The sequence below is a fragment of the Pseudobdellovibrionaceae bacterium genome, from assembly GCA_023898385.1.
Taxonomy (GTDB): Bacteria; Bdellovibrionota; Bdellovibrionia; order Bdellovibrionales; family UBA1609.
Map to the genome: position 1 here is coordinate 3,307,383 of CP060220.1, position 23,373 is coordinate 3,330,755.

At 44.2% G+C, this 23,373-nt stretch carries 21 protein-coding genes and 1 pseudogene; 11 read left to right on the forward strand and 11 right to left on the reverse strand.

Annotation, left to right across the window (positions count from 1 at the left end; translation table 11 throughout):
- The first annotated feature begins 5 nt into the window (after positions 1-5).
- The 6 genes from H6626_15185 to H6626_15210 all read left to right on the forward strand — a co-directional run bounded on the left by H6626_15185 (position 6) and on the right by H6626_15210 (position 8,504).
- On the forward strand, positions 6-1,346 hold the full coding sequence (locus H6626_15185) for a cbb3-type cytochrome c oxidase subunit I (protein USN47496.1): 1,341 nt from the start codon (positions 6-8) through the stop codon (positions 1,344-1,346).
- Between the two features lie 6 nt (positions 1,347-1,352).
- Positions 1,353-2,126, forward strand: coding sequence for a CbbQ/NirQ/NorQ/GpvN family protein (locus H6626_15190; protein USN47497.1), 774 nt, complete (start codon positions 1,353-1,355; stop codon positions 2,124-2,126).
- Between the two features lie 8 nt (positions 2,127-2,134).
- The gene (locus H6626_15195; protein USN47498.1) at positions 2,135-4,024 is read left to right on the forward strand and encodes a VWA domain-containing protein; all 1,890 of its coding nucleotides are present in this window, start codon (positions 2,135-2,137) and stop codon (positions 4,022-4,024) included.
- Between the two features lie 538 nt (positions 4,025-4,562).
- Complete coding sequence (locus tag H6626_15200) at positions 4,563-5,333, forward strand: transposase (GenBank protein ID USN47499.1); 771 nt, start codon at positions 4,563-4,565, stop codon at positions 5,331-5,333.
- Between the two features lie 245 nt (positions 5,334-5,578).
- The gene (locus H6626_15205) at positions 5,579-7,045 is read left to right on the forward strand and encodes a YdiU family protein (protein ID USN47500.1); all 1,467 of its coding nucleotides are present in this window, start codon (positions 5,579-5,581) and stop codon (positions 7,043-7,045) included.
- Between the two features lie 292 nt (positions 7,046-7,337).
- Positions 7,338-8,504 (forward strand): ATP-binding protein, encoded by a 1,167-nt coding sequence (locus H6626_15210; protein USN47501.1) that lies wholly within the window; start codon positions 7,338-7,340, stop codon positions 8,502-8,504.
- A 709-nt stretch (positions 8,505-9,213) separates the two neighbouring features.
- Here the strand turns inward: H6626_15210 and H6626_15215 are convergent.
- Genes H6626_15215 through H6626_15225 form a run of 3 tightly spaced genes read right to left on the reverse strand, consistent with a single transcriptional unit; the run spans position 9,214 to position 11,405 of the window.
- Complete coding sequence (locus H6626_15215) at positions 9,214-9,960, reverse strand: hypothetical protein (GenBank protein USN47502.1); 747 nt, start codon at positions 9,958-9,960, stop codon at positions 9,214-9,216.
- Positions 9,961-10,018: 58 nt separating this feature from the next.
- Positions 10,019-10,465 carry a hypothetical protein gene (locus tag H6626_15220; protein USN47503.1) on the reverse strand — a complete coding sequence of 149 codons (447 nt, stop codon included), beginning with the start codon at positions 10,463-10,465 and terminating at the stop codon, positions 10,019-10,021.
- A gap of 52 nt (positions 10,466-10,517) precedes the next feature.
- Positions 10,518-11,405 (reverse strand): hypothetical protein, encoded by an 888-nt coding sequence (locus H6626_15225; protein USN47504.1) that lies wholly within the window; start codon positions 11,403-11,405, stop codon positions 10,518-10,520.
- Positions 11,406-11,904: 499 nt separating this feature from the next.
- Here H6626_15225 and H6626_15230 point away from each other — a divergent pair, with 499 nt between their 5' ends.
- Positions 11,905-12,951: a RelA/SpoT domain-containing protein gene (locus tag H6626_15230; GenBank protein USN47505.1), complete on the forward strand. Its 1,047-nt coding sequence runs from the start codon at positions 11,905-11,907 to the stop codon at positions 12,949-12,951.
- A gap of 92 nt (positions 12,952-13,043) precedes the next feature.
- On the opposite strand, the gene ltrA is transcribed toward H6626_15230, so the two are convergent.
- A complete protein-coding gene (gene ltrA / locus H6626_15235; GenBank protein ID USN47506.1) occupies positions 13,044-14,399 on the reverse strand; it encodes a group II intron reverse transcriptase/maturase in 1,356 nt (451 codons plus the stop codon).
- A 1,113-nt stretch (positions 14,400-15,512) separates the two neighbouring features.
- Here ltrA and H6626_15240 point away from each other — a divergent pair.
- A complete protein-coding gene (locus tag H6626_15240; protein USN47507.1) occupies positions 15,513-15,872 on the forward strand; it encodes a hypothetical protein in 360 nt (119 codons plus the stop codon).
- A 151-nt stretch (positions 15,873-16,023) separates the two neighbouring features.
- Here the strand turns inward: H6626_15240 and H6626_15245 are convergent, their stop codons facing one another.
- Together H6626_15245 and H6626_15250 are read right to left on the reverse strand one after the other, a co-directional pair.
- A complete protein-coding gene (locus H6626_15245; GenBank protein USN47508.1) occupies positions 16,024-16,698 on the reverse strand; it encodes a hypothetical protein in 675 nt (224 codons plus the stop codon).
- Between the two features lie 3 nt (positions 16,699-16,701).
- On the reverse strand, positions 16,702-17,241 hold the full coding sequence (locus H6626_15250; protein ID USN47509.1) for a hypothetical protein: 540 nt from the start codon (positions 17,239-17,241) through the stop codon (positions 16,702-16,704).
- A 228-nt stretch (positions 17,242-17,469) separates the two neighbouring features.
- Here H6626_15250 and H6626_15255 point away from each other — a divergent pair, with 228 nt between their 5' ends.
- Positions 17,470-17,733, forward strand: coding sequence for a transposase (locus H6626_15255; GenBank protein ID USN47510.1), 264 nt, complete (start codon positions 17,470-17,472; stop codon positions 17,731-17,733).
- Positions 17,727-18,554, forward strand: a complete 828-nt coding sequence (locus H6626_15260) for an IS3 family transposase (GenBank protein USN47511.1) — start codon at positions 17,727-17,729, stop codon at positions 18,552-18,554. Before H6626_15255 ends, H6626_15260 begins: the two co-directional genes overlap by 7 nt.
- Positions 18,555-18,797: 243 nt before the next feature.
- Here the strand turns inward: H6626_15260 and H6626_15265 are convergent, their stop codons facing one another.
- Complete coding sequence (locus H6626_15265; protein ID USN47512.1) at positions 18,798-20,522, reverse strand: hypothetical protein; 1,725 nt, start codon at positions 20,520-20,522, stop codon at positions 18,798-18,800.
- A complete protein-coding gene (locus H6626_15270; GenBank protein ID USN47513.1) occupies positions 20,482-21,324 on the reverse strand; it encodes a TIGR02147 family protein in 843 nt (280 codons plus the stop codon). Before H6626_15270 ends, H6626_15265 begins: the two co-directional genes overlap by 41 nt.
- Before the next feature lie 232 nt (positions 21,325-21,556).
- Between H6626_15270 and H6626_15275 the strand changes: the two are divergent.
- A pseudogene (locus tag H6626_15275) lies at positions 21,557-21,643 on the forward strand (IS91 family transposase).
- A 594-nt stretch (positions 21,644-22,237) separates the two neighbouring features.
- Here the strand turns inward: H6626_15275 and H6626_15280 are convergent.
- From H6626_15280 to H6626_15290, 3 genes are all read right to left on the reverse strand, one after another.
- Positions 22,238-22,687 carry a helix-turn-helix domain-containing protein gene (locus H6626_15280; protein ID USN47514.1) on the reverse strand — a complete coding sequence of 150 codons (450 nt, stop codon included), beginning with the start codon at positions 22,685-22,687 and terminating at the stop codon, positions 22,238-22,240.
- Between the two features lie 178 nt (positions 22,688-22,865).
- Positions 22,866-23,075: a hypothetical protein gene (locus H6626_15285; GenBank protein USN47515.1), complete on the reverse strand. Its 210-nt coding sequence runs from the start codon at positions 23,073-23,075 to the stop codon at positions 22,866-22,868.
- A 41-nt stretch (positions 23,076-23,116) separates the two neighbouring features.
- Entirely contained in the window at positions 23,117-23,323 is a 207-nt protein-coding gene (locus H6626_15290; GenBank protein USN47516.1) for a hypothetical protein, read from the reverse strand.
- Positions 23,324-23,373 lie beyond the last annotated feature (50 nt).

Genomic DNA, 23,373 nt, shown 5'->3' on the forward strand with positions numbered 1-23,373 from the left:
CACCGATGAAATTCAAAACACAAAAAATCGCATATTACTTTTTCGCAACCTCCATGTTGCTACTTGTATTACAAATTGTATTTGGCTTCATAATGTCATTTGCTCACATGGGAATGGATGGTCTGCATGACATTATACCCTTTAATGCAGCAAGAGCTAGTCACAATAACCTTCTGGTTGTTTGGTTACTTGCAGGGTTTATGGGGGCAGCTCATTACATCATTCCCGAGGAATGTGAACGAGACATAGAGTACCCTAAGCTTGCCTACTTGCAACTGGGATCGCTTATCCTTGTTGGGGTTACCGCCATTATCGGGTTTCATTTCAATTGGTGGGAAGGGCGTAAGTTTTTAGAAATTCCTCGCCCACTTGATTACCTGGTTGTGATCAATGTATTGATGTTCATTTTCAACATCGGCGTGACTATTTGGAAGGCAGAGAAAAAAACAACGACCACTCTTGTTTTGTTTTTTGGGTTGCTAATGGCTGCTCTTCTTTATCTTCCAGGATTGATTCCCACGGACAACCAAACCATGGACTCCTACTGGAGATGGTGGGTTGTGCATTTATGGGTCGAGGGTGTTTGGGAGCTTATCATGGGAGGTATTCTCTCCTTCTTGCTCATTAAACTCACTGGCGTAGATCGGGAAATCATTGAAAAGTGGCTCTACATCATCGTTGGTATCACTTTCCTAAGTGGGATATTAGGAACAGGTCATCACTACTATTACATTGGTACACCTAACTATTGGCTTCTCATTGGTGGGCTTTTCAGCGCATTGGAACCGCTAGCGTTTTTAGGTATCGCTATTTACGCCATAGCCATGGCTAAGAAGGGGCAACGTAATCACCCCAACAAAATGGCGCTACACTGGACCCTGGGTTGCGCCATATTGTCATTCGTTGGTGCCGGCTTTTTAGGTTTTGCTCATACCTTACCTCAGGTAAATCTTTGGACACATGGCACCTTGGTAACAGCCATGCATGGGCATATGGCCTTTTGGGGCGCTTATGCCATGTTGGTTTTAGCAATTGTTACCTATGCCATACCTAACCTTACTGGTCGCAAAAACTTAAATTCAGCAGTTTCTATTTATGCGTTTTGGTCCACGACTATTGGAATGATTGCCATGACCGTAGCCTTTGGTATTGCTGGGGTTGCACAAGTGTATTTAGAAAGAAAGTTGGGCATGGACTTTTTGGTGGTACAAGAAGAGCTTCATGTTCACTTCGTAGGCTTAACCTTGGCAGCATGCTTGTTTACCTCTGGTGTCTTAGCATTTGTTTACCAATTTATTAAATCTGGCTTGCCCACAGACGCTGATGTCACACCTGAATATGTGTAGACCAGCATGAGTAGTATCTACTACAAACCTATTAAAAAAGAAGTCGAGGTTTTCTCGACTTCTTTTGAACTCAACCTACCAGTCTTACTTAAGGGGCCCACTGGCTGTGGAAAGTCTCGATTTGTTGAGGCCATGGCTGAGAAATTTGACCTTAATGTAGTAACGGTTGTCTGCAACGATGAAACCTCTGCCACTGACTTGTTGGGGCGTTATTTAATCAAGGGTACGGAAACCCTATGGCAAGATGGGCCCGTGACCACGGCAGTTCGCAATGGCAGCCTCCTATATATGGATGAAATCGCCGAAGCCAGGGAAGATATTGTTACAGTGCTGCACTCATTGAGTGATTATAGGCGTCGACTCTTTTTAGACAGAAACAATGAAACCCTTGATGCACCAAGCGATTTTATGATGGTTGTGAGCTTTAATCCCGGCTACCAACAGAGCTTTAAAGAGTTGAAGCCATCCATGCGGCAACGTTTTGTCACTCTTTCGTTTGATTATCCTGAGTTTGATATTGAATGTGAAATTGTATCAAAAGAATCTGAGCTGGATTTAGCCCAAGTGAAACAACTTGTGAAAATATCGAGTAAGTTACGCACACTTGAAGGTTTGGGACTTGCTGAAACTGTCTCAACAAGACTGATAATCGGTGCTGCCAAACTGATAAGAGGCGGTCTCCACCCGCGCCTGGCCTGCGAGGTCGGCATTGTGCAGGCACTCACCGACGATAGAGATAAAATTGAAGCCATGAATGACTTGATTTCAATGGTCTTTTAGGACAACTAATGGGCATTGATGAAAAGCTTTTCTACTACCTCTGGAAGACTAAAAGAAAACTTCTTAGCAAAAAAAAGCAATCATACACCGTTGAATTCGAAGATATTCAAGACCGCCTCACTGTTGTGACAAATCTACTGGCCGGACAGTATATTAAAACTATCAAAGGTAACTATATGGCTGGCCTTGTGGGGGATACGATGTTTTGCACCCCTTCGATTTCCACCTCACAAGAAACCAGCGAAAATATTCTGGCCTATTTACATCAGGTTTGTTTTTCAATTGTCGCCCGCGACCTTGGACATAGCCTCGACTACAAATCAACAACACCGGGCTCAAGGCTAGAATCTACTTTAGAGGCCTTGCCAGAAATTTTTGCGGCTATGAGGGATTTGTATCCCATGCTCGTAGAAAATAGCCGACCTCTTTATCAAGCTTATTTAGACACAGAACAAGCCAAGAGCTCAGCAGATCGAGAGGCCGACAAGTATCTCCAATGCTTTTTTGCCGATCATATACAGGGAAAAAGTACAAATACTACAGCTATCCAGCTCAATCCAGAACCATTAGTGGATTCAATAGGGCCTGTAAAAGGCTTTGTCCTCCCTCCATTTCTAGCGTTGCTACCAATACAAAACGTCATTCAATTTCATCGAGATGATCGATCTGAACTGCCTGTGAACCAACGAAATAGTGAAAAGAAAACTGTATTGCAATGTCAGCCGAAGGAAATAATCAAGCGAGTTGACCTTAAAGAAAATGAGAATTCCAACCCAGTAAGTTTACTGATGGAAGGGGTTCAAACCGCAGATATTTTTTCCGGCGGACTCAAGCGTGTTGATGGCTCCGATGAAATGGAGGAACACGGCGAGAGCCTTGAGGATCTAAACATCCAAGAGGTGGTGAGGTCTAATCACGAAACAAACTCTATATTTAAAGCAGATATCGCATATGAGGTTGAGAGTCTGGATGATGAGACATTCCAGGCTTCAGATAATGCTGCAAATCAATTTATTTACGAAGAATGGAACTTTAAAAAGAGAAAATATTTAAGCAATTTTTGTAAACTCACCGATCAACGCCCGCCATTGATTGAAGACAAGTCAGCTTATGAGTCCCAATATCACGACATCGTAAAAGCTCATCAAAAACAGATTCGAAACCTGAGGCATCAGGTTGAGCAGATTTTTCACTCGCGAAGGTGGAAAAACCGACAACGTCAGGGCGAGGAGATCGATATGGACTCATTTATTGATGGGCTCTCATCGTTGAAGGCCGGGCAGTCTTCAGATGAAAGATTTTACCTTTCGAAAAGCAGGCGAGCCCGCGATGTTTCGGCACTTATTCTTCTTGATGCAAGCCTCTCCTCTGACTCCTGGGTGGATGGACGTAGGGTTTTGGATATTACCAAAGAAGCCGTTGTGGTTCTGCATGAGGCCTTGGAAGGCGTTTTTGAAAAAATCTCTGTGACGGCATTTAATAGTCGTACACGAAACAATTGCAACTATTTTACAATTAAGGACTTCAGCCAAACCTGGAAGTCCTCCCTGCCCTATTTAATGGCTCTTCAACCATCAGACTATACTAGAATAGGAGTTGCCATTCGCCATAGTATCGAAAAAATGCAAAGGGTAAGTTCTCAACGCAAAGTGATCATACTTCTAAGTGACGGCAAACCTACTGACTATGATGCCTATGAAGGGAAATATGGCATCCATGACGTCAAGCAAGCATTGGACGAAGCCAAACAAAAAGAAATTGATGTTTTCTCACTGGCTATTGATCAGGAAGCAAAATACTATTTTCCACAAATGTTTGGAAAAAATAATTTTAGGGTAATCAACCATGCCAACGAACTGGCCGACGAATTTGTAAGCCTTTGTACAAGACTTGTATAATCGCTAGGAAAGATTCTACATCTCAGCTGATTCTTAACAACTCCATAGAGTGGCTACGATAACTGCCTTTGGATGACCTCAACGAGGGTTTCAAGATTGTAGGGCTTGGTCAGGAAGTCATTAAAACCTTCCCTGAGGCTATTAGCTCGATCCGAATCGAAGCTTTTCGCAGTCATCGCAACTATGGGCCCTTCGTAACCACAAGACACCCTTCTCAAGCCTTTTCGATACTATAACTAGCCCCGTGCCATCATAGGCCAGTCGCACACATGGCCCTGGGTGGGTTAAATGCAATGGAGCGGTTTTGCTGAGCACTACTCTTACAAAGGTGATCGATACTGTGTGAGGGAAGCCTGCATTCACTAATGAGCCCTGCCCAACTCGGGTAAACAAAGGTACCATCTTGTCGGCCAGGCACGAAAGTTTGGTCAACAAAGTCCGGATCCTGTCCGGTTCTACCACGATCTTCGGACAGTGCCGAACGTGAAAAGCCGGTAGACCAACCCTCCATCAATGGCAAGGCCTTGCACTGTGGGGCATGGCCCTTGTCGATTACTTGCCCAATACTGCAAACGCCTTTGACCACATCCAGGCTGCTTCGATCACTTACCGCATCGCTTTGGGCAAGAACAAGGGGCAAAAAGCACTGAGCTTACAAACAGTACCCACCCGAGGAGAGAAGCAAAAGCCCTTTCTTGCCAAACACTCGGGCTTTAGCCTGCATGCCGGTGTGGCCAGCAAGGCCTGTAAGAGAAAAAAACTAGAGCGGATTTGCCGCTACATTTCAAGACCGAGTCTTAGTGAAGAGCGCCTTAGTCTAAACGCCAATGGGCAAGTGGTGTACAAGCTAAAGAATGCCTATGACAACGGAACGACTCACATCGTACTCGAGCCACTGGACTTACTGGCACGGCTGGCCTCACTAGTGCCAAGACCGCGGGTGAATTTAACAAGATTTTTTGGTGTGTTTGCTCCTCACTTCAAACACTGCAAACTCGTGGTGCCGAAAGTAGAAAAAAACAAAGAATACGATGATGGGAAAACTCTTACCCTAGCCGAACGGTCTTCTCGAATGACCTGGGCTCAGAGGCTTAAACGGGTGTTCAACATCGATATGGAGACCTGCCCAGAGTGTTCAGGCAAGGTCAAAGTGAAAGCCAGCATCGAAGATCCCCAGGTCATCAAAAAGATACTGAGCCACTTGGGTTTAGAGAGTCGGGCGCCAATGCCTTGGCCGGCGCGGGGGCCGCCAGCCAACTTAGCGGCCAATGCCCCCTTCATCCAAATGTTCCCTAATGATGAGTTCTAGAAAAAAGAACTAGTGGATAGGTTCGTCCAAAACCAGCTTCCAAGTACACAGGCAAGCTCAAAAAACAGCCAAAGACACAATCTTAAGGATTAAACCCAAAAATAGAGGCCGGAAAAGGCAAAAATCTGCGTCAAACGAGGAGGGTCTTATGGGAGTGATAGAGGGCGACTACAGAAAATAGGTGCATTATTCTACTTATACTCTTAGGTAGGCGCTGAGATATTATTGGGAGAAAATCTTAAATTATGGCAACCCCGACTTTCAGTTTTTGTAACACCGACGTAAAGCTACCTGAGCGATTCTACGCTCATGGATCACCGGACAAAGCCTCTGACCCAAAGCTCATCACCTATAACAAACCACTGGCTAAAGAATTAGGCCTCAGCCTAGATTCAGTAGGGGAGCAACAGTTGGCTGAGGTATTTTCCGGCAACCAACTTCCCGAGGGTGCTGAGCCCATTGCCCAAGCTTATGCGGGCCACCAATTTGCCCATTTTGTACCCCAACTTGGAGATGGGAGAGCCCTACTCATAGGTGAACTCTTGGACTCAAATGGAAAGCCCTGGGATATCCAATTGAAAGGGTCAGGGAAGACTCCCCTTTCTCGGCGTGGCGATGGCAAATCAAGTCTTGGACCTGTACTACGAGAATACATAGTTAGCGAAGCCATGTATTATTTGGGCGTTCCTACCACCCGAGCTCTGGCGGCCATAACTACAGGGGACCAAGTCTACCGTGAAACAGCTCTTCCGGGAGCCGTTTTTACCCGAGTGGCACCGAGCCATATACGCGTTGGGACCTTTCAATATTTCGCCCACAGGGATGACCGCGATGGCCTTAAGCGCCTGTTAAACTACGCTGTTAATCGCCACTATCCAGAAATTGCTGAGGCTTCGAACCTAGCCCTGGCCTTTTTAAACAAGGTCATCACGGCCCAAGCGTCGCTCGTGGCAAAGTGGCTTGAGCTGGGATTTATCCATGGCGTAATGAACACTGACAACACCGCAGTGGGTGGCTTCACCATTGATTACGGCCCCTGTGCGTTTATGGACGAGTTTGATCCAGGAAAAGTTTTTAGCTCTATTGATCGTCAGGGGCGATATGCCTACAACAACCAACCGGCCATAGCCCATTGGAACTTAGCGCGACTGGCTGACAGCTTGGTGCCGCTAGTTGACCCCCTGGAAAGTAAAGCCATTGATTTGTTAGAAACCGAATTAGCTACGTTTACCGGTCAATTTGAGAGCCAGTGGTCAATGAAAATGCGCAGAAAATTGGGCTTAGTCACTGAAGAAGAAAAAGATATTGAGCTAATTCAGCTTTGGTTTGAGTACCTTCAGCTAGAGTCCCAAGACTACACCCTAAGCTTTCGTCATTTGGCTGACCTGATTCATAGTAAGACTTCGACCTATGGTTTTGCAGAAACGACCCAACTAAGTCACTTTTTAGATTTATGGAATTCGCGCCTAGATCGGCAAGGAGTCTCCTTGGAGGAGGTAAAAAAGCAAATGAATAAAACCAACCCACTTTTTATACCAAGAAACCACCAAGTTGAACGAGCCATTCAACAGGGTCTTAAAGGTGACTACTCTATTTTTTTCGAACTCAATAAGGTTCTGGAAAACCCCTTTGACCAACAGCCTGACAAAAAAGACTATGCCGGGCCGCCTCAGCCCCATGAGGAAGTGACACAAACATTTTGTGGTACCTGAGGGCCACTCGGCTCACGCCTTGGTGCCTTTGGACGAGCTAAGTATGGGGTCGTGTTGTGTGATATAAGATTGACTGCCAAAACTGGGGTTGAATAGAAAAAAGGCCAGAATTAGAGCCTCAAAGGATCTCTTTGTTTGAAACGCAGGTCGAGCGAGTAAATTTCTATTTGAGGCAGTCGTAATTCTGGTTCGGGTAAGTCCCAGCTCTATAGGTTGAATTGCCATAAAGCGGCCATAAGACCTATGTTTTTGGCCTTGACGAAGCTCCATAATTCATCGACAATTATGGAGTATGGTCCGCAGGCTTCTAAGTCCCTCAAAAAACTCGAGTTTTTTTCTCTTCGGCGCAAGGGGGACGGGAAAATCCACCTTTATTGAACAGCAATGGTTGCCCACCTTGAAGTCAGGTCGCTGCCTCCAATATGACCTACTAGACGACGATGTAGAGGAGCGTCTGGCGAGATCTCCAAACAAGCTAGTGCAGGATATTGAGGCTTGTGACACTTTGCCAGAATGGGTCGTTATCGACGAAGTCCAAAAGGTGCCGCGGCTCCTTGATGTGGTTCAATCGGTGATTGTGAAAAAGAAAATTAAGTTTTTGTTGTCAGGATCTAGTGCTCGAAAGCTCAAAAAAGAAGGAGCCAACCTACTTGCCGGACGAGCTTTTGACTATCGCTTGTACCCATTTAGTTTTGTTGAGTTAGCTGACAGCTTTAATGCCGACCACACTTTGAATTTTGGGGCGCTTCCCTCCGTGTTTAACTTTAGTGATTCGAAAGAGAAATCGAAATACCTTGCTAGTTATGTGAGAAACTATGTGCGCCTTGAAGTACAAATGGAGCAATTACTGCGAAAGCTGGATCCCTTTCGGAGTTTCCTTGAAGTCGCCGCGCAAATGAACGGTAAAATGTTGAATTTCTCAAAAATTGCAAAAGGGGTCGGCGTCGACACGAAGACTGTTCAAAACTACTATTCAATACTCGAAGACACTTACCTGGGATTTGTTTTGCCGGCCTACCATACATCCGTGCGAAAAAGCCAACTTGTTACACCGCGCTTTTATTTTTTTGATATCGGAGTAAAAAGAACTCTAGATAATTCGATTCACTCACCTGTGGTCCAAGGTACCTCATTTTACGGTGAAACTTTCGAACACATGGTGGTTTTGGAGTTTTTGAAGCTCAATTCATACCTGGAGCGAGGTTACCGACTTTCCTTTTTTGCGACAAAAGAGGGTGCGGAGATGGACCTGCTTCTGAGCCGAGGGCGTGAACTTATTCTAATTGAGATTAAGTCCGCTGCTCGTATCGATGAAACCGAAGTCAAAAAAATGCTCCCTTTAATGCGCGAAACTAAAGCGAAAGCCTATTATCTATCTCAAGATCCAAATATTGAAAAAATCGATGGCGTCATGTGCATGCCATGGATGGAGGGGATTAAAAGGATCTTAGCTGTTTAGATGCTTCTGTCTTCTAACACGGAGTTCATTGGTTTCAATAGCTGCGGGCAACCATAACTGGTGTCAGGCCAGTGACGCGATATCAGCATTTACCCATATACAAATTAGTTGTTAGTTGTATTTAGAAATTTACTCGCTGAAATTGCCAAACCCTAGGTTGCCATGAGCTACTTCGGCCCGACTTATCTGATGCGGGACTTAACACTTTTGCTCTTGGTTTTTTATCATAGCAGCAGCTCTCAACTCTGCTGGCGGGAGCGTTCAGCTAGGGACTTCTGGGACACGGCATGCGAAGCTGTACAGCTGCAGCATGTGGCCGTCCTTCGTTTCAAACCCTAGTGCTCGTTAATATACGTCTCAAGTCCTTGAAATCTACCGATGGCCCTGAGGCTCGCCGACTCTCGTGCTCAAGAGGGCACTTTCTCCATTCTTAATTCAGCACCGCTTTATTTCACTGTCTCCCGAAGGCACCTTAGCATGTTGTGTGCTATTAGATTGACTGCCAAAACTAGGGCTGAATAGAAAAAAGGCCAGAATTAGAGCCTCAAAGAATCTCTTTGTTTGAAACGCAGGTCGAGCGAGTAAATTTCTATGCCAAGCGGGAGTATACCTATTCTGTCCGCGTGCTCTTGAGATCTTAAAAGGGTGCCGATAGTGTCGAGGGCATGTTTTTCAAATAAAAAGTAGCTGTGAGGCAAATGAAGATCATTCAGGTCTTTGCGGCCAGAAAAAAATTTTGTGGAGAATCCTTTTTGTTCTGCCAGCCGTAGTAACTAGTATCTAGGTTCGGCCCGAGGAGAATATTTTTATTGTAGCCAATTTCCTTCATGGATTTAGGGGTTATGTCGCTCTCACAAACACCGATTTGAATGTGTTTTTCATTGTAGTTTGAGAGGCTGGTGCGCTCTTTTTGAACTTGTTGCGCATCAAGAGCCTCGTAGGTTTTTTCAAAAATGACTTCGCTATAACGGTTGAAAATCGTTACGCGAGTAGGCAGGCCCAGTGGATTTCTTTCAATGTGAATGTAAAGGGAAACTTGGTCGCCCAGCAAAAAAAGAGAGCCTTTAATAGCGCCATTCGCATCGAAAATCACGAGGTCTCTTCGGTACTGTTCATTGCCCAAAGCATAGGTCATGACTTGTACGGTTTGCCCATTGAGTTGGTAGACAGGCGACCTTTGAAGGCAGCTGTCTTGGCAGCCCGCTTCTGTTTTAGATTTAGTGGTTGCCACAGAATTTAGATTCAAATCTTTATAGATATTATAAAGGGTCCGGCCATCCTCGGGCAGTTTATGGGTGTTTTCCATTGAGTTTTTTTGATTTTTACGAAAAATAAAATCATCAAAATCAGAGACATTTGCGAAGTATTTTGGCGCGGGGTAAAAATTTAGATAATCAACCGTTACAGGGGGTAGGTGGTAAGGTTTTAAGATAGCTATGCCAGCCTCTCGGTACAACTGGCCTCCAATGATGTAGTTTTCTCCGAATTGACTGGGAGACTGGCAAAAGAAAAGATTAGCTAAAGAATTTGTATTTTGGTCGGCCCACCTTGCGAAATCTTTTTTTTAGTTGTTTGTTTTCCGATCCGAAGATGATCTGTAGGGGAGAACTTAAGAGTTCATCGTTATCGTGGTTTTGATTTTCAAAAATCAAGCAGGATTCAAATAGTTCAGATGAGGGGTGGTTTAGGGCCTGCTCAAAGCCGTTTTTGTTAAGCAAACAAGTGTTTTGCTTGTAGATGTTTATGCATAGTTCTGTTTCGCCAATTTGACCTGGAGTAGTGTCATTTGGGCATTGATGGGTTTTCTGGTCGGGCTTACAGACTTGCTCCTTTCTTTCGATATCATAGTGGCACTCGCCGCGTGCGTAATTCTCGGGTTGAGTTGTGGCGCAGAGCTCTTTGTTGCACGCGGTAATCATGAGAGTAGTTAAAGTTAAGAGTGCACATTTGACTAGTTTCATTTCGTTCTCCAAATCAAATAATGGGAAGAGGCGATCTCCTCCCATTAAAAAGTTATTCGACAAGGGAGGTGGGGATCACGTTGCCTGCACGTAGGGCGACGCGATTGATTTCTTTAGCTCCCGCATTTTGATAGTGAACGGAGCCGTTTAAAAAACCTTGAGCCACTACGATGTTATTGTTGGTTTCAGTGTCATTCATTTCCACGTTGTAAACCTTGCCGTCATAGGCGATTTTTTCGATCGATTGGATGGCATCAAATTCACCGTCTTCACGAACAAGCGCTTCGCCGACTTTAAGGTCTTTGGCTTTTCGCATAACTCCTTCTGAATCCACAAGAGGGTGGTTTAGAGTTACTTTTAGTTCGCCGCCGGTGAGAGTCGTGATTCTTAAAATGTGCTGTTCATATTCTTTAATATCCACAGTGTAGGACTTCAGCTGAGACACTTGGTAATCCAAGTTATCAAGACTGGCTACTGGGCTAAGTGTGACGATATCTTGTCTGCTTGATTGCTGGGCTTGACGAATGGCATGGGGCCCATCAGAAAATAAGATCATTTGGTCGGGGGTGTAGCAGCCAGCCGCACAGAATCCTAAAAATCCATATTTTTGCGCATCAGTACATGGCGCATCTTCTGTCACTGGTGCTTGCCAGACTTTGGTGACTTTGCCATTTTCATCCACTTCGCCAAAAACGGGGTAGCCTTCAAGGTGGTTTCCACTTTGGGCATCGATAAGTATCGCCGCTTTATCTGGCATTGAGCCCCGTAGATAAGGGTAACATTTAAAGGCCCATTTCACTCGCTCACGCGCAGTGGGTTGGTCCAAAGTATCCGCATTTTTTACATCTTGGCAGCGACCGCTAGTTGTGGCTCCCGCAAAAGCTAGGTTATGGCCTATTGCCAAACTGAGCACCACGCCTATCATTTTTGTTTTTGTCATCTCATCCTCCGGTTCATTTGGATTTATTCAACTTAAAAATCTGAACAATTGTTTCACTGGGGCCTATGAGCAAGGTCCGGTCCAGTTTTCGTGTGGGGGCCAGAGAAGCGGTTAAGTCTTTATAAAGGCAAAGGGATTTGAAAATGTCCGTATTTGGTCCGGGGTATGAATCTCGGACGATTTCCGGTGTTTTAGAAATTTAATTCCCAAAAATTAGAACGGGGCCAACCGCCTATGTGTCCGGTACGGACCTTTGAATGAACGACCCGACACATGGGTGGCAGGATTCGAACCTACGACCCTCGGGTCCCAAACCAGATGAGCAGAGATATTTAATGTTCATTTTTTTCTGTATTATGTAATTTCAATGGGTTAAAAGACATTAACCATCAAAAAGTAATAGTTTTTGTAAGTTATCTTGAAAAACATTAGATTTAATATACACTTATATAATTTCAATTACTTACAGGATATTAACTTCTAAAAAGGTAGTATTTTTGTGAATCCAGTTCGCATTCGCTTCAGTAAAAGTAGAATTGATAAAGCTGGCGAAATATTGAAAAGTAAAAAAGAGATAAACAAACAAAGTTTAAATGAATCTTTTGAAGTGCTATCTAATTGGCGGGCTTACCATGTCGCCTCATTAGAAGCCTCGGCAAAAATATTGCGTGCAAGGGCAAAAAAAATCAGTAAGCATGGTAATGCTATTGTTGCACAGAGATTAAAACGGACACCCTCAATTTTACTCAAATTAAAAACACATAAGTCGATGAGACTATCTGCCATGCAGGATATAGGTGGTTTAAGAGTAGTCTTCGATACAATAGCTGAAGTTTATGAATTGGTGGAGTTATATAGGTTTTCAAAAACAAGACAGACTTTGTTTTCGATGAATGATTATATAGAGAGGCCCAAGGATGATGGATATAGAAGTGTGCATCTTGTTTACAAAATGGATAAGTCACCAAGCTTGTTTTTAGAAATACAAGTTCGTTCACATCTCCAACATATATGGGCAACAGGGGTAGAAGTATTTGGTACACTACAAAGTACTTCTTTTAAATCGGGGTATGGTGATAAGAAATGGTTGGAGCTTTTCGCTCTGCTTAGCTCTGTTTTTGCCATCAAAGAGGGTACACCTGTGCTTAAAAAACATAAGAGCTTTTCAAAGGCTAAGCTTTTAAAGCAAACAAAAGAACTGATTCAAAAACTTAGGGCTATCGAGCAATTAAATATATACACAGAAATATATACCGCTGAGGAATTGAGAGTCACAAAAGGTCGACGAGGCAATTATGGCTTGGTATTGCTGGATTCAATAGAAAATAAAACTACAGTAACAACCTTCGCAGCAAATGAGATTGAGGCAGCAGAGGCAGCGTATTTAGAGTTAGAGAAGAAATACTATAAGAATAAAGATATGAATGTTGTTCTTGTAAATGCAGGTGATATTAAGAAACTTGAGATTAGTTACCCTAATTACTTCATGGATACCAAAACGTTAGTGAGAAACTTGTCGTTGATTATGGTTGATGGTTTTCTTTAACGACGGCGGTCGTAAAACCGAGTAGCCAGGGCGCGAAGCCCCAGCCCTCACCGAACCGGACGTGCACGTTGAATGCATCCGGCTCTTTCAACTTAAAACAAGTGTATTTGGACTTGTTTCTGGCGAACTAAATCTGGAATGACTCTAACAGGGCGAAATCCGATCTTCAAACTTCGCAATAGTGGCCATAGCCTGCGCCAAGCCACTGGACGTCGTTGCTGGCGGTACTTGCGTCTGAGGTATCGCACCAAAGCTTTGTGAACAGACCTGACCTCGCGGTAAAATACCCGATTGGCATTGCTGTACCTAAAGTAGTTGGCCCAGCCCAGCCATATCTCCTTTGCTAGCTTGCGAGCCTGCTCCAGAGTGTGGTGGGGCAAAAGCTTTTCCCTCAAGGCCTGATGCAGTTGCTTACGGGCTTTCTCCGAGGGCTGTCTGGCCACCCAAAAACGCTTGGGGTTGTCACGGAATGCTCTTAAGTGGAACTTAAACCCAAGGAAGGTAAATTTGGCGTCATGGTTTCGGCTGCGGTTTTTCATGTTCACCCTGGTGGTCTTTGATCCCTTAAGGGTGAGCTTTACTTCCCGCATCCAGTAGTTGAGCCACTTACTAGCAAGGTCCAGATCCCTCTTTGTTCTGGCCGCGATGACGAAGTCATCAGCGAAGCGAAAAAGATGTATATCCAGTCCTTGCGCTTTCACATCCTCGACTTTCTTATCCAATCCATAGTGGAGGTAAATATTGGCCAGCAGGGGCGACAGGGGGCCACCTTGTGGTGTCCCTTCTGGTGTCGGCTGCCAGGGTTTATTGACCTCTTTAAATCCTGTTTTGAGGATTTGGTGGATAAGATGGAGGATTCTTGGATCGACGATTTGCTCTTTGAGCATGCCAATGAGCTTTTTGTGTGAGACGCGGTCAAAGAAAGACTCAATGTCCGCATCTAGCACGTGGCGATACTTGAAGACCGTGTTTGCCACATCTGCGGCGCAGTCTACGGCTCGTCTATTCGGTCGGAACCCATAGGAGCAAGGCAGGAACTCTTGCTCATAGATAGGCTCTAGTAAAATGAGAAGAGCTGTCTGCACCACCCGGTCTTCGATGTTAGGTATTCCCAAGGGACGCTCTCTGCCATCCGCTTTAGGGATGTAGACTCTGCGGACCGGACCTGGTTGATAGGTCTTCATTTTAAGCTGTTTGGAAAGCTTCGTGGCGTAGGACCATTCCTTACCTTTAAGTTCTTCCACACCCAGACCATCGAGACCGGCAGAGCCGGAGTTATCGATCACCCTTTGTATGGCGTCACATAGTAAGAACGGGTCACACAACCACCTGAAAAGATCCCAGTGTTTGCGCCCTTGTTTTGTTTGAGTTGCCAGTCGGTGTTGCACTCGAATGGTTTGCGGGTGAAGGGACTTGCGCTTCTTCGCCCGGGCGGTATTTGTGTTCATTTTCACTTTCCTCCTTACCTACGAGTGGAACAACGAACTTGCGTTGAACCTGACAACCCCTTCCCCTTATCCTCCTTGAAGTGTAGTGGGCTTTCCCCAGCTTCTGAGTACTATGGGTGTCTCTGACTCCTGCCCTGGCCTCTGTTGCCTTATGTGTTCGGCTTTTGAGTGGGGTGGCTTACCAACCCAGCCACCTCCTGCCAGTCAGGTCTCACCAGTTAACATCATCCTCATACATCCGATCCTACCTGCCCGCACTCTGTGCAAGGAGCCGTCCTTTAAGATGTGATCGCTTTAAGTTCCACGAAGTTAGTGGGGCCTGACGATCACCCAACCAGACACCCTAAAAGATGTAGCCTTCCACGCCACCATACGCTTGGGCACAGACTCAACTTCCTATTAACTCACATTAAGAGTGTTCGTGTTCCTCGGGCCGATAGGTTTGGCTTTCTCAGAGTACCTCCTGATACTTTTCCATCGCAATTTCACCCCCGATGTCACCATCCAAAGGCGGCGATAAGCTTTACCCAGTGGCGTTGGGGCCTTCTGGGACGTTCCCATCCTACTCGTACCGTCCAGGAGGCTAGCCTCCTCGGTTCGCATCACTCTTGTTGCATCCGTGATTTGAGTGGGAAATTTCTTGGTATGAGGAATCGAACCGGCAGGCTTCGCTCCCTCGCCCCCTTGGGGCTCGGTCGCTCGTCTTGCTTCCATGGTTCGTTCTTGATGGTGTCTGTAAGATGTATGTGTCATCTTGGTCATAATGGTCGGGGAGACAGGATTCGAACCTGCGACCTACTCCGAAACCCCTAAATCCAATACAGTGCATCTAAGGACTGAATTTACTAAGTTTTTTTACAACAAATTTTTGAGCAACGCAAGGCAACTTCTACTGATATACACGGAAATGCACAAATATTCATCGAGTTTGGTCGCAATGGTCGCAAAAATGGCTGAGAAATAGGGCGATTGAATTTTTGCGACCACGATTTTCCTTAATAGTTCATAGGCCATTTTGTTAATTCCGGCGGACCTCCAAATTAAATCTCAAGATCAAGGAAGGTTAACAAAAATATCAGTGAAGACTGATAAAAAATAAGGAGAAAACTCACAATGAATGAGAAACAAAATAACAATGAGCAAGACAAAAAATCAAATAACCCAACTATAAGTGTTGGTATCGAGGCACGAGAAAAGTTCATGGAGAGCTTAAGAGAAATTAATTCTAAAGACTATGGAAATAAAATTTCTCCGAGAGAATATCTTGAGTTTTTGATGACGCTACAAACACCTGAGAGGGTGAAAGAGTTAAAACTCAGCTCCATTAAAGGTAAGGCAAAAAACGATCTTTATAAGAAAAGATTTTTTGAAAAATATAAAAATAAGACGGAAGATGATTTCTATGACTTCATTTGGTCAGATAAGGCGGCGAAGTTTAAAAAAGAAAATAAAGATATTTTTGATGTATTTTGAAGGCATTTTAATGTTTAAAAATCTTGTTGGGCTTTTTAATATGAAAAGGTCCAAGAGATGAGTTTTTGAAATTCGAGAATTAAAAAATACCTCCTTAGACTTCAGATTCAGTCGAAGACAAAGTTTAAATCAATTTGGCTTTAAAGGTGATCTAGGCGATGAGCTTTTCTAAATTTTCTACCAGAGAAATCGAATCCCACAGTCTATAAACAGTGGCTTTTGAGCAGGACAAGACTTGTAAAGCTTCAGTGGGAGTTTTAACTCTACCAGAGAATTTAAGATAGATAAGATCGGCTCGGTAGTTTGCTCCGACGAGGGCTCGAATTTTTAACCAGGGGTTACTGTCAAGTATTCCCCTGAGAGTGTAGAACTTCTTTTCAGGCTGTTCAAAATATTTAGGAACTTCGATTTTGAATTTAAGAAAGTTAGGGTCTAAACCCCACTTTTTTATAAAATAGGGTTGAGTGTGGATCTCAGGAATAGATGAAACTCGCAGACCTCTTTTTTTCAATTTTGTTATCAACAAATTGAACCTTCTATCCCCAAGATCTACCATCTTATCCGCAATAACCATCAATATAATTCTCTCGTCATCGGATATATCTTCTGCAAAGGATAGTAGCCTTTCAACATGGATCAATGAATGGATACGGTGAGTGAGGGTTGATAGTAACATTGTGAATAGTTTATGATCTGTCCAAAATAACTTTAGAGAATTAATTATGACTTTTTCTGGGTCGGGGACTTCCTGAGGTGGATTGGAGTAAAAACCACAGCCTAGTGAAGCTAGATCTTGAATGATAGTTACTTGAGAGCCGCTATTCAAAATCTAATCTCCTGTTTTTAACCTTTTTGTTACTTCGGCTAATATGTACTCAACATGTTTAAACCAATCTGGATCTTGTTCGCTTTTTAAAATCCATTTTTTAGCTTCGTTTAATTCTTTCTTACTGGGTTCAATGGCCACAAGGTCGTTAATGTCTTGTTCCCCCCTCTGACAAGCAGCATAGAACTTTGTAGCAATTAAATCTCTGCGGTCTAAAAACTTTACGACTAAGTTTGTACCTTTGTAGTGGACCTTTACTCTATCCTTCCAGCCTTGGGGAAAGTTTCTTGAAAATATATGTCCAGCACTATTGAGCCAAGTCATATCGAGATTGAACATTTCTCCCACATCGGCTGCGATAAGTTGTAAACCCATATCCATGGCAGGGTCTACCATATCTATGTCAACGGTGGCGCGGTCAATAATGTCATTAGCGATGAGAGGACCACTGCCAAAGACAGTGATTTCTCTTTTTTCATTTTTTTGCCCTAAAGCTTCGTCTAGGGCCTTGAATAAGGTTGTAATATTGGATTTGTTAATCATATCTTACTTTCTCATATATGGTCTCGATAATCAAGACATATCTTAACTAATTGATAGCACTAAGTTATTTTACATAAATTTAAGTATTTTAACTTTTTGATTCAGCAAGAGTAAATAGCCTCTTCGTTTTAATACCACTGGGGCGGTTGGCCCCTAAAACAGTGAGACTTGCATCTTGAGTCATGGTGCGCCATAACCCCGGCCAGAGGCCGAATAAGGAGCACTAAGATGAAGAAGAGATACACCGAAGAGCAGACGATCGCCGCTGTTAAAAAGCTTGAGGCTGGCATGACTGCCAAAGACTTGAGTCGTGAGATGGGTGTCAGCCAACAGACCCTTTACCATTGGAAGAAAAAGTTCAGTGGCATGGATGTCTCCGAAGCCCGGCGCTTGAAGGAGCTTGAAGCGGAGAACGCAAAGCTTAAGCGCATCGTGGCCGACCAGGCACTCGACATTGTCATGCTAAAGGACGTGAACTCAAAAAAGTGGTGAGGCCCAGGGAACGACGGGCCGAGGCCAAGTACCTAGTCAATAGGTACAAGACGCCTGTGACCCGCATATGTCGTCTTCTGGGCCTGTCCGCATCGACATACAACTACGAAGAGCAACCTAAAAATGATGAACCGATTCGCGAGAAGTTCGAAGAGCTTGTCGAAAAACATCGAAGGTTCGGTCATCCACGGCTTTTTGTGATGATTAAACGAGATATGCCTGAGGTAAATCACAAGCGCACACGAAGGATCTACAGAGAGATGAGACTACAAATTGGCCGAAGAAAACGAAAAAAACTTGGTGGTCACCCAAGGCTTCCTGCAACTCAAGCAACGGCCCCTAATGAGATCTGGGCCATTGATTTTATGTTTGACTACATCGAGTCGGGCCGAAGGCTCAAAGTCCTTACAGCCGTAGATGAGTTCGCCAAGGAGTCGCCAGGGATACTTGTAGATCATTCTATTCGTGGTGTCGATGTCACAGCCTTTTTGGATCATCTTGCTTGTGGCAGCTACCCCAAAGTTATTCGCGTGGATCAAGGCACTGAGTTTACATCAAGAGCTATGCTCGATTGGGCGTACAAGCACAACATCAAGTTGGAGTTCACGAGAGTTCGAAAACCCAACCAGATTATCGAGTCATTCAATTCACGAGTCCGAGATGAGTGCCTTAACGAGCACGCATTTTTTAGTTTGGAGGATGCCAGAACAAAGATCGATGACTGGCATTGGCAGTATAACAATATAAACCCGCATTCAGCATTGGGGATGAAATCTCCGGTGGAGTTTGCAAAAGAGCAGAGAAATATGTTAGCTAGTTAACGCCACCTGACTCAGGATTTGTGACTCACAGAATCTTGGGCTAACCGCCGAGCGTGTTAAAAAGCTCGAAAAGGCTGTTTTTAAGAAGAAGGCTATGTGATGCTGATTCGTGAAGCCACTCGAGAGGGCGCAGCAGAAGAGGTCCTCCGCGGCATGTGAAAAAGCTCTAGGTGGCTTAAACGAATTCTTTTTCTGGTGCAGGGATTGAGGGGGGCTCGGGACAATTTGAGAATAAGCTCAATCTCATTGAACGTAGCCCCAAAAATCGCCTGGCACCGTGGGTTTCAATAGTTCCAGGACTTTTCCATACTCCTGTTCTGATAGAATTTTCTTTTCTAAGTGATATTTTAAAACAGTCTTGAAACTAAGGGTTATATCGGTCCATTCGCCTGACCCTGGAGTCGAACCTGCATATCTTTGCATTGCGGGGTAGCGCAGACGAGTAAATCGTTCCAGTTGTCCATTTTCCTTGAGAAAGCGCAGAGCATTCACACCAAATCTTGTTAAAAAGTAAAAAATGAAACTGCCTTTGACATCATGTTTTTTAAAGCAGTCACCAAAATCAAAACAGCTGCGACGGAAAGTGATAGTTTCAAAGCCTCCGTACAGGTGATACTTGCCGAAATCTACTAGTTCATGCGGAGCACTTTCTACCAATGCGTTTTGACGAACGGCCCATTCAAGAGCTTCTCTAGATTTATTCATCACTGCGAGTCTGTAAACCTGTTCCGGAGAGAATTGGATTCCCCACTCCCTTTGTATACGGAGTAAATAGTCATCCAGGTTACTTTTAGTGAAACCTACAGCGATGATGGCATCTTTGTACGTAGCCGGTATTTCCGGGTCGTAATCAAATCCTCTTGAGACCAACAACTGGGCGATATCTTCTCTGCCCAATGCCAAGGCAAAAGATACGTATTCTTTAACTTCTAAGAAAGGTGATGAACGCTGATATTGGGATATGGGGTAGTCTGCCAGAGCGTAGGGAGCCAGAACATTCACTGTTTCAGAGTTGCCCTGTATGATGGCGAACAGAAAAGGTGTCAACAAAGCCGAGGGTCGTTTTTCGTGATGAAGGAAGAGTTTATACTTCTTGGATGTCTCTAAAAAGTTTTGCAAGTCGTTGTTGCGACACCAGCTCTCCACATTCCTCACACAAGGAACGGTCAGTAGATTAATGTAACCCTTGGATAAGGCTCCGACTTTCTTGATCTCATCTAGATTCCCTGCATTTATCGCATTTGTTAAAGCATTTGCAGTTACGTGAGCAGAAGGGGCGTTATTTGAATAAGAAGTGGTGATCAGATGCTGTGAGAAGCGATCAAGTGTGATCTGAATATCGATTCTCGGCATTTTCTCCCACTGATCTGAATGAATCAGCCGGTTGATGTTTCTGATCTCAAGGCTATTTTGGGCAAAATCACGTAGCCACTCGTGTACCACTAAAAAAGAATATTGAAGGGGTTTAGTTCTCAACTCGTCAAGAATCTTTTTGTCGGAGTAGTAAGTAAGGAAATCATCTGATTCTACCCTTATGACCGCCTGAATGGCTTTGGTTGAGTTACCTTGATATCGGCAATTGTGAGGAATCTGTCTTATTAGGTTTTCATCTTTTATATCAACTAGGTCTTCACTGGAACTCAGCCAAATGCGATTCATACTATAATCAGTGTGATTATCGAGAGTCGCGATAAAATCATCAAAACCGGCCAGAGTTTGCCTCGAATAAAAGATTTTAATAAAGGACCTTATCCGCTGTGCCGATTCTTCCCAGCTCGTGACTTCAACAATATCACTATTGCTGTTGTATTCACTATAAGTGGCGAGATAGTCCAAGGACAGATATCCACTAAAACTATTGCTGGACGAGGGGGTGCAATAGGCAATATCACCTCCATTACCCATATCAGTATCACCTGCGTAAGCATTAACCGCTAGAAACATAGTAAGCAGGAACATCTTCTTCATTTTTTCCTCCTGAGAGTAGATCAAAAAATTGAATATTTAATTGGTAAAGTGAGTCTTTCTTTTTTCTGTTGTTGGCGAGTTTGGATATCTTATTAAGGACCTCATCGATGAGGCTTCTTACTTCCCCTAAATCATCGCTACTGATCGACATGGTCTTGCCTTTAAAATACTTGCGATCAACACTTTGTTCTACCAGTGCTTGTTGGGCTTTTTCTAGCATTTGCTGATGAAACTGACGCAGGCTCTTGTTGGGAATACCCGATGGTGTTTGCAGATGTGCTCTGGACTTGACCAGTCGCCCATCTCTGCGCTTGAGCAAACCCAGGCGCTCCAATCGTTCCATGGCAAGCTTAGCCTGTATCGCAGAAATTCCCAGCGCTTTGACTACAATAGATGAGCTTAGTGGTTCATCGACAATGTAAGTCAGTTCTAGAATAGCAATATGATACCAGTCTGAGATATACTTTATAACTTCCAGTTCCAGTTCAAATTTTTCATCGATAGCATTGTTCTCTTTTAATTGTTCGCTTAACCGCTGTTTGAGATCGTCATTGTTCGCTTGATTGATCTCAACTAAAGAAACAAACAGGCTCTTTTGGGGCTCATTCTTGAACAGTATCTCTGCAATCCGTTTGGCATTCATAACTGAAAGATTCTTGGTTCCCGCCAATACTCTGGACAGTTGGGAAGGAGAGACCTCAAGCAGTTTTGCAAACGACCTTAAAGAGTAGGATTTGTTTTTGGTGCACCTTTTTTCCAGCTCTTGTCTTAGTATTGATCTGTATCTCTCATTGATTTCCATGGAGAGAGATATACTGCGCACTTAACAAGATGTAAAGCTTAGGAAACAAAAGTGTTGCCCTTGGGCAACGTAGTGTGCTAGACCCCCTTTGGGACCGGTTGCATTGAACGCATTTAGTCCCAGAAGTCGGGGTTTAGCCTTTAAGTTTGGTGTTTTTCCTGTTTTTTGAAGTGGCCTGTGTCCTTAAGCTTGTGGTACCAAAGCCGGAAAAAACAAAGAAACAGCCGAAGCAGAACCACTTGCCCCAGCACAGCAATCTTCACAAATGACTTGGGCTCAGAGGCTCAAGCGGGTGTTTAACATCGACATCACAACCTGCCCTGAGTGTGCAGGCGAGTATAACTCGAATAATGCACCTATTTTGTGAAGCCGCCATGTAGTCGCCATCAAAAGGCAGTCATTTTTGACGCAGATTTTTACCTTTTATGGCTCGTATTTTTCGTTTTAGCCTTTAAGTTTGGTGTTTTTCCTGTTTTTTGAAGTGGCCTGTAGCCTCTGAAACTGATAATGAATCTACTTGCTGTCAAAAAAGTAAAAAAACAACCCAGGCTCGGCCACCGAGCCATTGGAGTAGGTCTGCTTTGAGTATCGACTATCTTGATAACCCGACCTCTGATACTTAGTCTAGCGGGAGACCCTGAAATAATGCGGTGTTGATTGAAGAAAGGAGCCAACCAAAAGTCTCCAACACGAGAGTCGGCAAGCCTCGGGGCCAGCGGTAAATTTCAAGGATTTTGAGACGTATACTAACGAGCAGTCGGGTTTAAACACGAAGGCCAGAAGTCCCGGCGGGAACGCTCCCATTTGCAGAGCTGAGAGCTGCGGCCATAAATCTAGAGCAAAAGAGGTAAGTCCCGCATAAGATAAGTCGGGCGGATGTAGCTCTAGATCTCTTTTTTGAGTATCTTTCTTATCAGCAAGTAAGTTCAAACAAATGGGTCTTTGTTATAGCGCTCGTTTTTCGACAGACCAGATTGATGCCATCACAGAAGTCTATTTGAGCCTTCTCGCCCGGGGTGTGGTGCAGTTTTATGGTCACCGGCTTTGTCGCTGGTTTGCGCCTACGAAGTTCGCCCCAGAAAATTCTGTAGCTCACATTTAGATCCTGCTCCTCCCAGAGGGTCTTAATTGGCACCCCTTGGCTGGCCTGCTTCACCAAGCTCTCCCAGTCCAGATCCAACAGGCCGCTCTCACCCCGGGGTTCAGCTACCGGTGCCTTCAGGTCTCCTTCATCGGCCAAAACCTTATTAATTGTCTTCCGGCATATCCCCAGCGACCGAGCTATTTGTCGCTTGGAATGACCTTGCCTTAATAACTCCTTGATTTGATTTTGCATTTGCTGACTCGTCCTCTGCAGCGCCACTTCTCCCTCCTTTTGTTGAAGCGGCTTATATATCAGATCTTGTGCAGAGCTCCGAACGCCCCCACTTGGAATCGGGTGGGGGCGTAACTCGGAATTGGGTGGAGGCCTTCGTTGGAATCAAGTGGGGGCGTTCAGGCGGAATCGGTCAAGCCTCGTAAGACCGGGGAACAAAAACGAGCTAACCGATAACGCTGAGACCGATTTTTTTAATCTGAGCTTGCTTCTTAGATTTAGAAATCATTTGGATGTAAGAGTCCAATAGAACGTCATCTACTGAATTGTTGTAATAATTAGAAACAGCATGGTCATTTGATGAGCGAGCAATAATTGTATCAATCTTTTGCTCAATCTCTTTTAGCTGCTTATTCGTTAAAATCTTATGACCCATGCTCTCCCCAAGTGAAGTATTACTACCTCAAACAGCCCCTATTATTCAAATCTGATTCCATCTGTATATGAACTTAGCCATTGTTCTACTTTATCAAGATTCTGATTTTGAACTTTTACAACTAAGTTATGTCCGATAGACGGATTTATAAATGAAACACCTGTTAGTTCCTCGTATTTTAATTGAGGTCCTATATTAAGAAGGTTCTTTCGAGAACCACTTCTTCTAGGCAGTGGAATTATGTTCATTTGTAACTCCTTGGGATTTCTTGGGTATTCGACCATTCTAGTGGTTCTAA

What these genes read in the sequence shown, in the direction of transcription:
- H6626_15185 (USN47496.1), top strand. Translation starts at nt 6, where the DNA reads ATGAAATTCAAAACACAAAAAATCGCATATTACTTTTTCGCAACCTCC.
- H6626_15190 (USN47497.1), top strand. Translation starts at nt 1,353, where the DNA reads ATGAGTAGTATCTACTACAAACCTATTAAAAAAGAAGTCGAGGTTTTC.
- H6626_15195 (USN47498.1), top strand. Translation starts at nt 2,135, where the DNA reads ATGGGCATTGATGAAAAGCTTTTCTACTACCTCTGGAAGACTAAAAGA.
- H6626_15200 (USN47499.1), top strand. Translation starts at nt 4,563, where the DNA reads ATGGCCCTTGTCGATTACTTGCCCAATACTGCAAACGCCTTTGACCAC.
- H6626_15205 (USN47500.1), top strand. Translation starts at nt 5,579, where the DNA reads ATGGCAACCCCGACTTTCAGTTTTTGTAACACCGACGTAAAGCTACCT.
- H6626_15210 (USN47501.1), top strand. Translation starts at nt 7,338, where the DNA reads ATGGTCCGCAGGCTTCTAAGTCCCTCAAAAAACTCGAGTTTTTTTCTC.
- H6626_15220 (USN47503.1), bottom strand. Translation starts at nt 10,465, where the DNA reads ATGAAACTAGTCAAATGTGCACTCTTAACTTTAACTACTCTCATGATT.
- H6626_15225 (USN47504.1), bottom strand. Translation starts at nt 11,405, where the DNA reads ATGACAAAAACAAAAATGATAGGCGTGGTGCTCAGTTTGGCAATAGGC.
- ltrA (USN47506.1), bottom strand. Translation starts at nt 14,399, where the DNA reads ATGAACACAAATACCGCCCGGGCGAAGAAGCGCAAGTCCCTTCACCCG.
- H6626_15240 (USN47507.1), top strand. Translation starts at nt 15,513, where the DNA reads ATGAATGAGAAACAAAATAACAATGAGCAAGACAAAAAATCAAATAAC.
- H6626_15250 (USN47509.1), bottom strand. Translation starts at nt 17,241, where the DNA reads ATGATTAACAAATCCAATATTACAACCTTATTCAAGGCCCTAGACGAA.
- H6626_15255 (USN47510.1), top strand. Translation starts at nt 17,470, where the DNA reads ATGAAGAAGAGATACACCGAAGAGCAGACGATCGCCGCTGTTAAAAAG.
- H6626_15265 (USN47512.1), bottom strand. Translation starts at nt 20,522, where the DNA reads ATGAAGAAGATGTTCCTGCTTACTATGTTTCTAGCGGTTAATGCTTAC.
- H6626_15270 (USN47513.1), bottom strand. Translation starts at nt 21,324, where the DNA reads ATGGAAATCAATGAGAGATACAGATCAATACTAAGACAAGAGCTGGAA.
- H6626_15285 (USN47515.1), bottom strand. Translation starts at nt 23,075, where the DNA reads ATGGGTCATAAGATTTTAACGAATAAGCAGCTAAAAGAGATTGAGCAA.
- H6626_15290 (USN47516.1), bottom strand. Translation starts at nt 23,323, where the DNA reads ATGAACATAATTCCACTGCCTAGAAGAAGTGGTTCTCGAAAGAACCTT.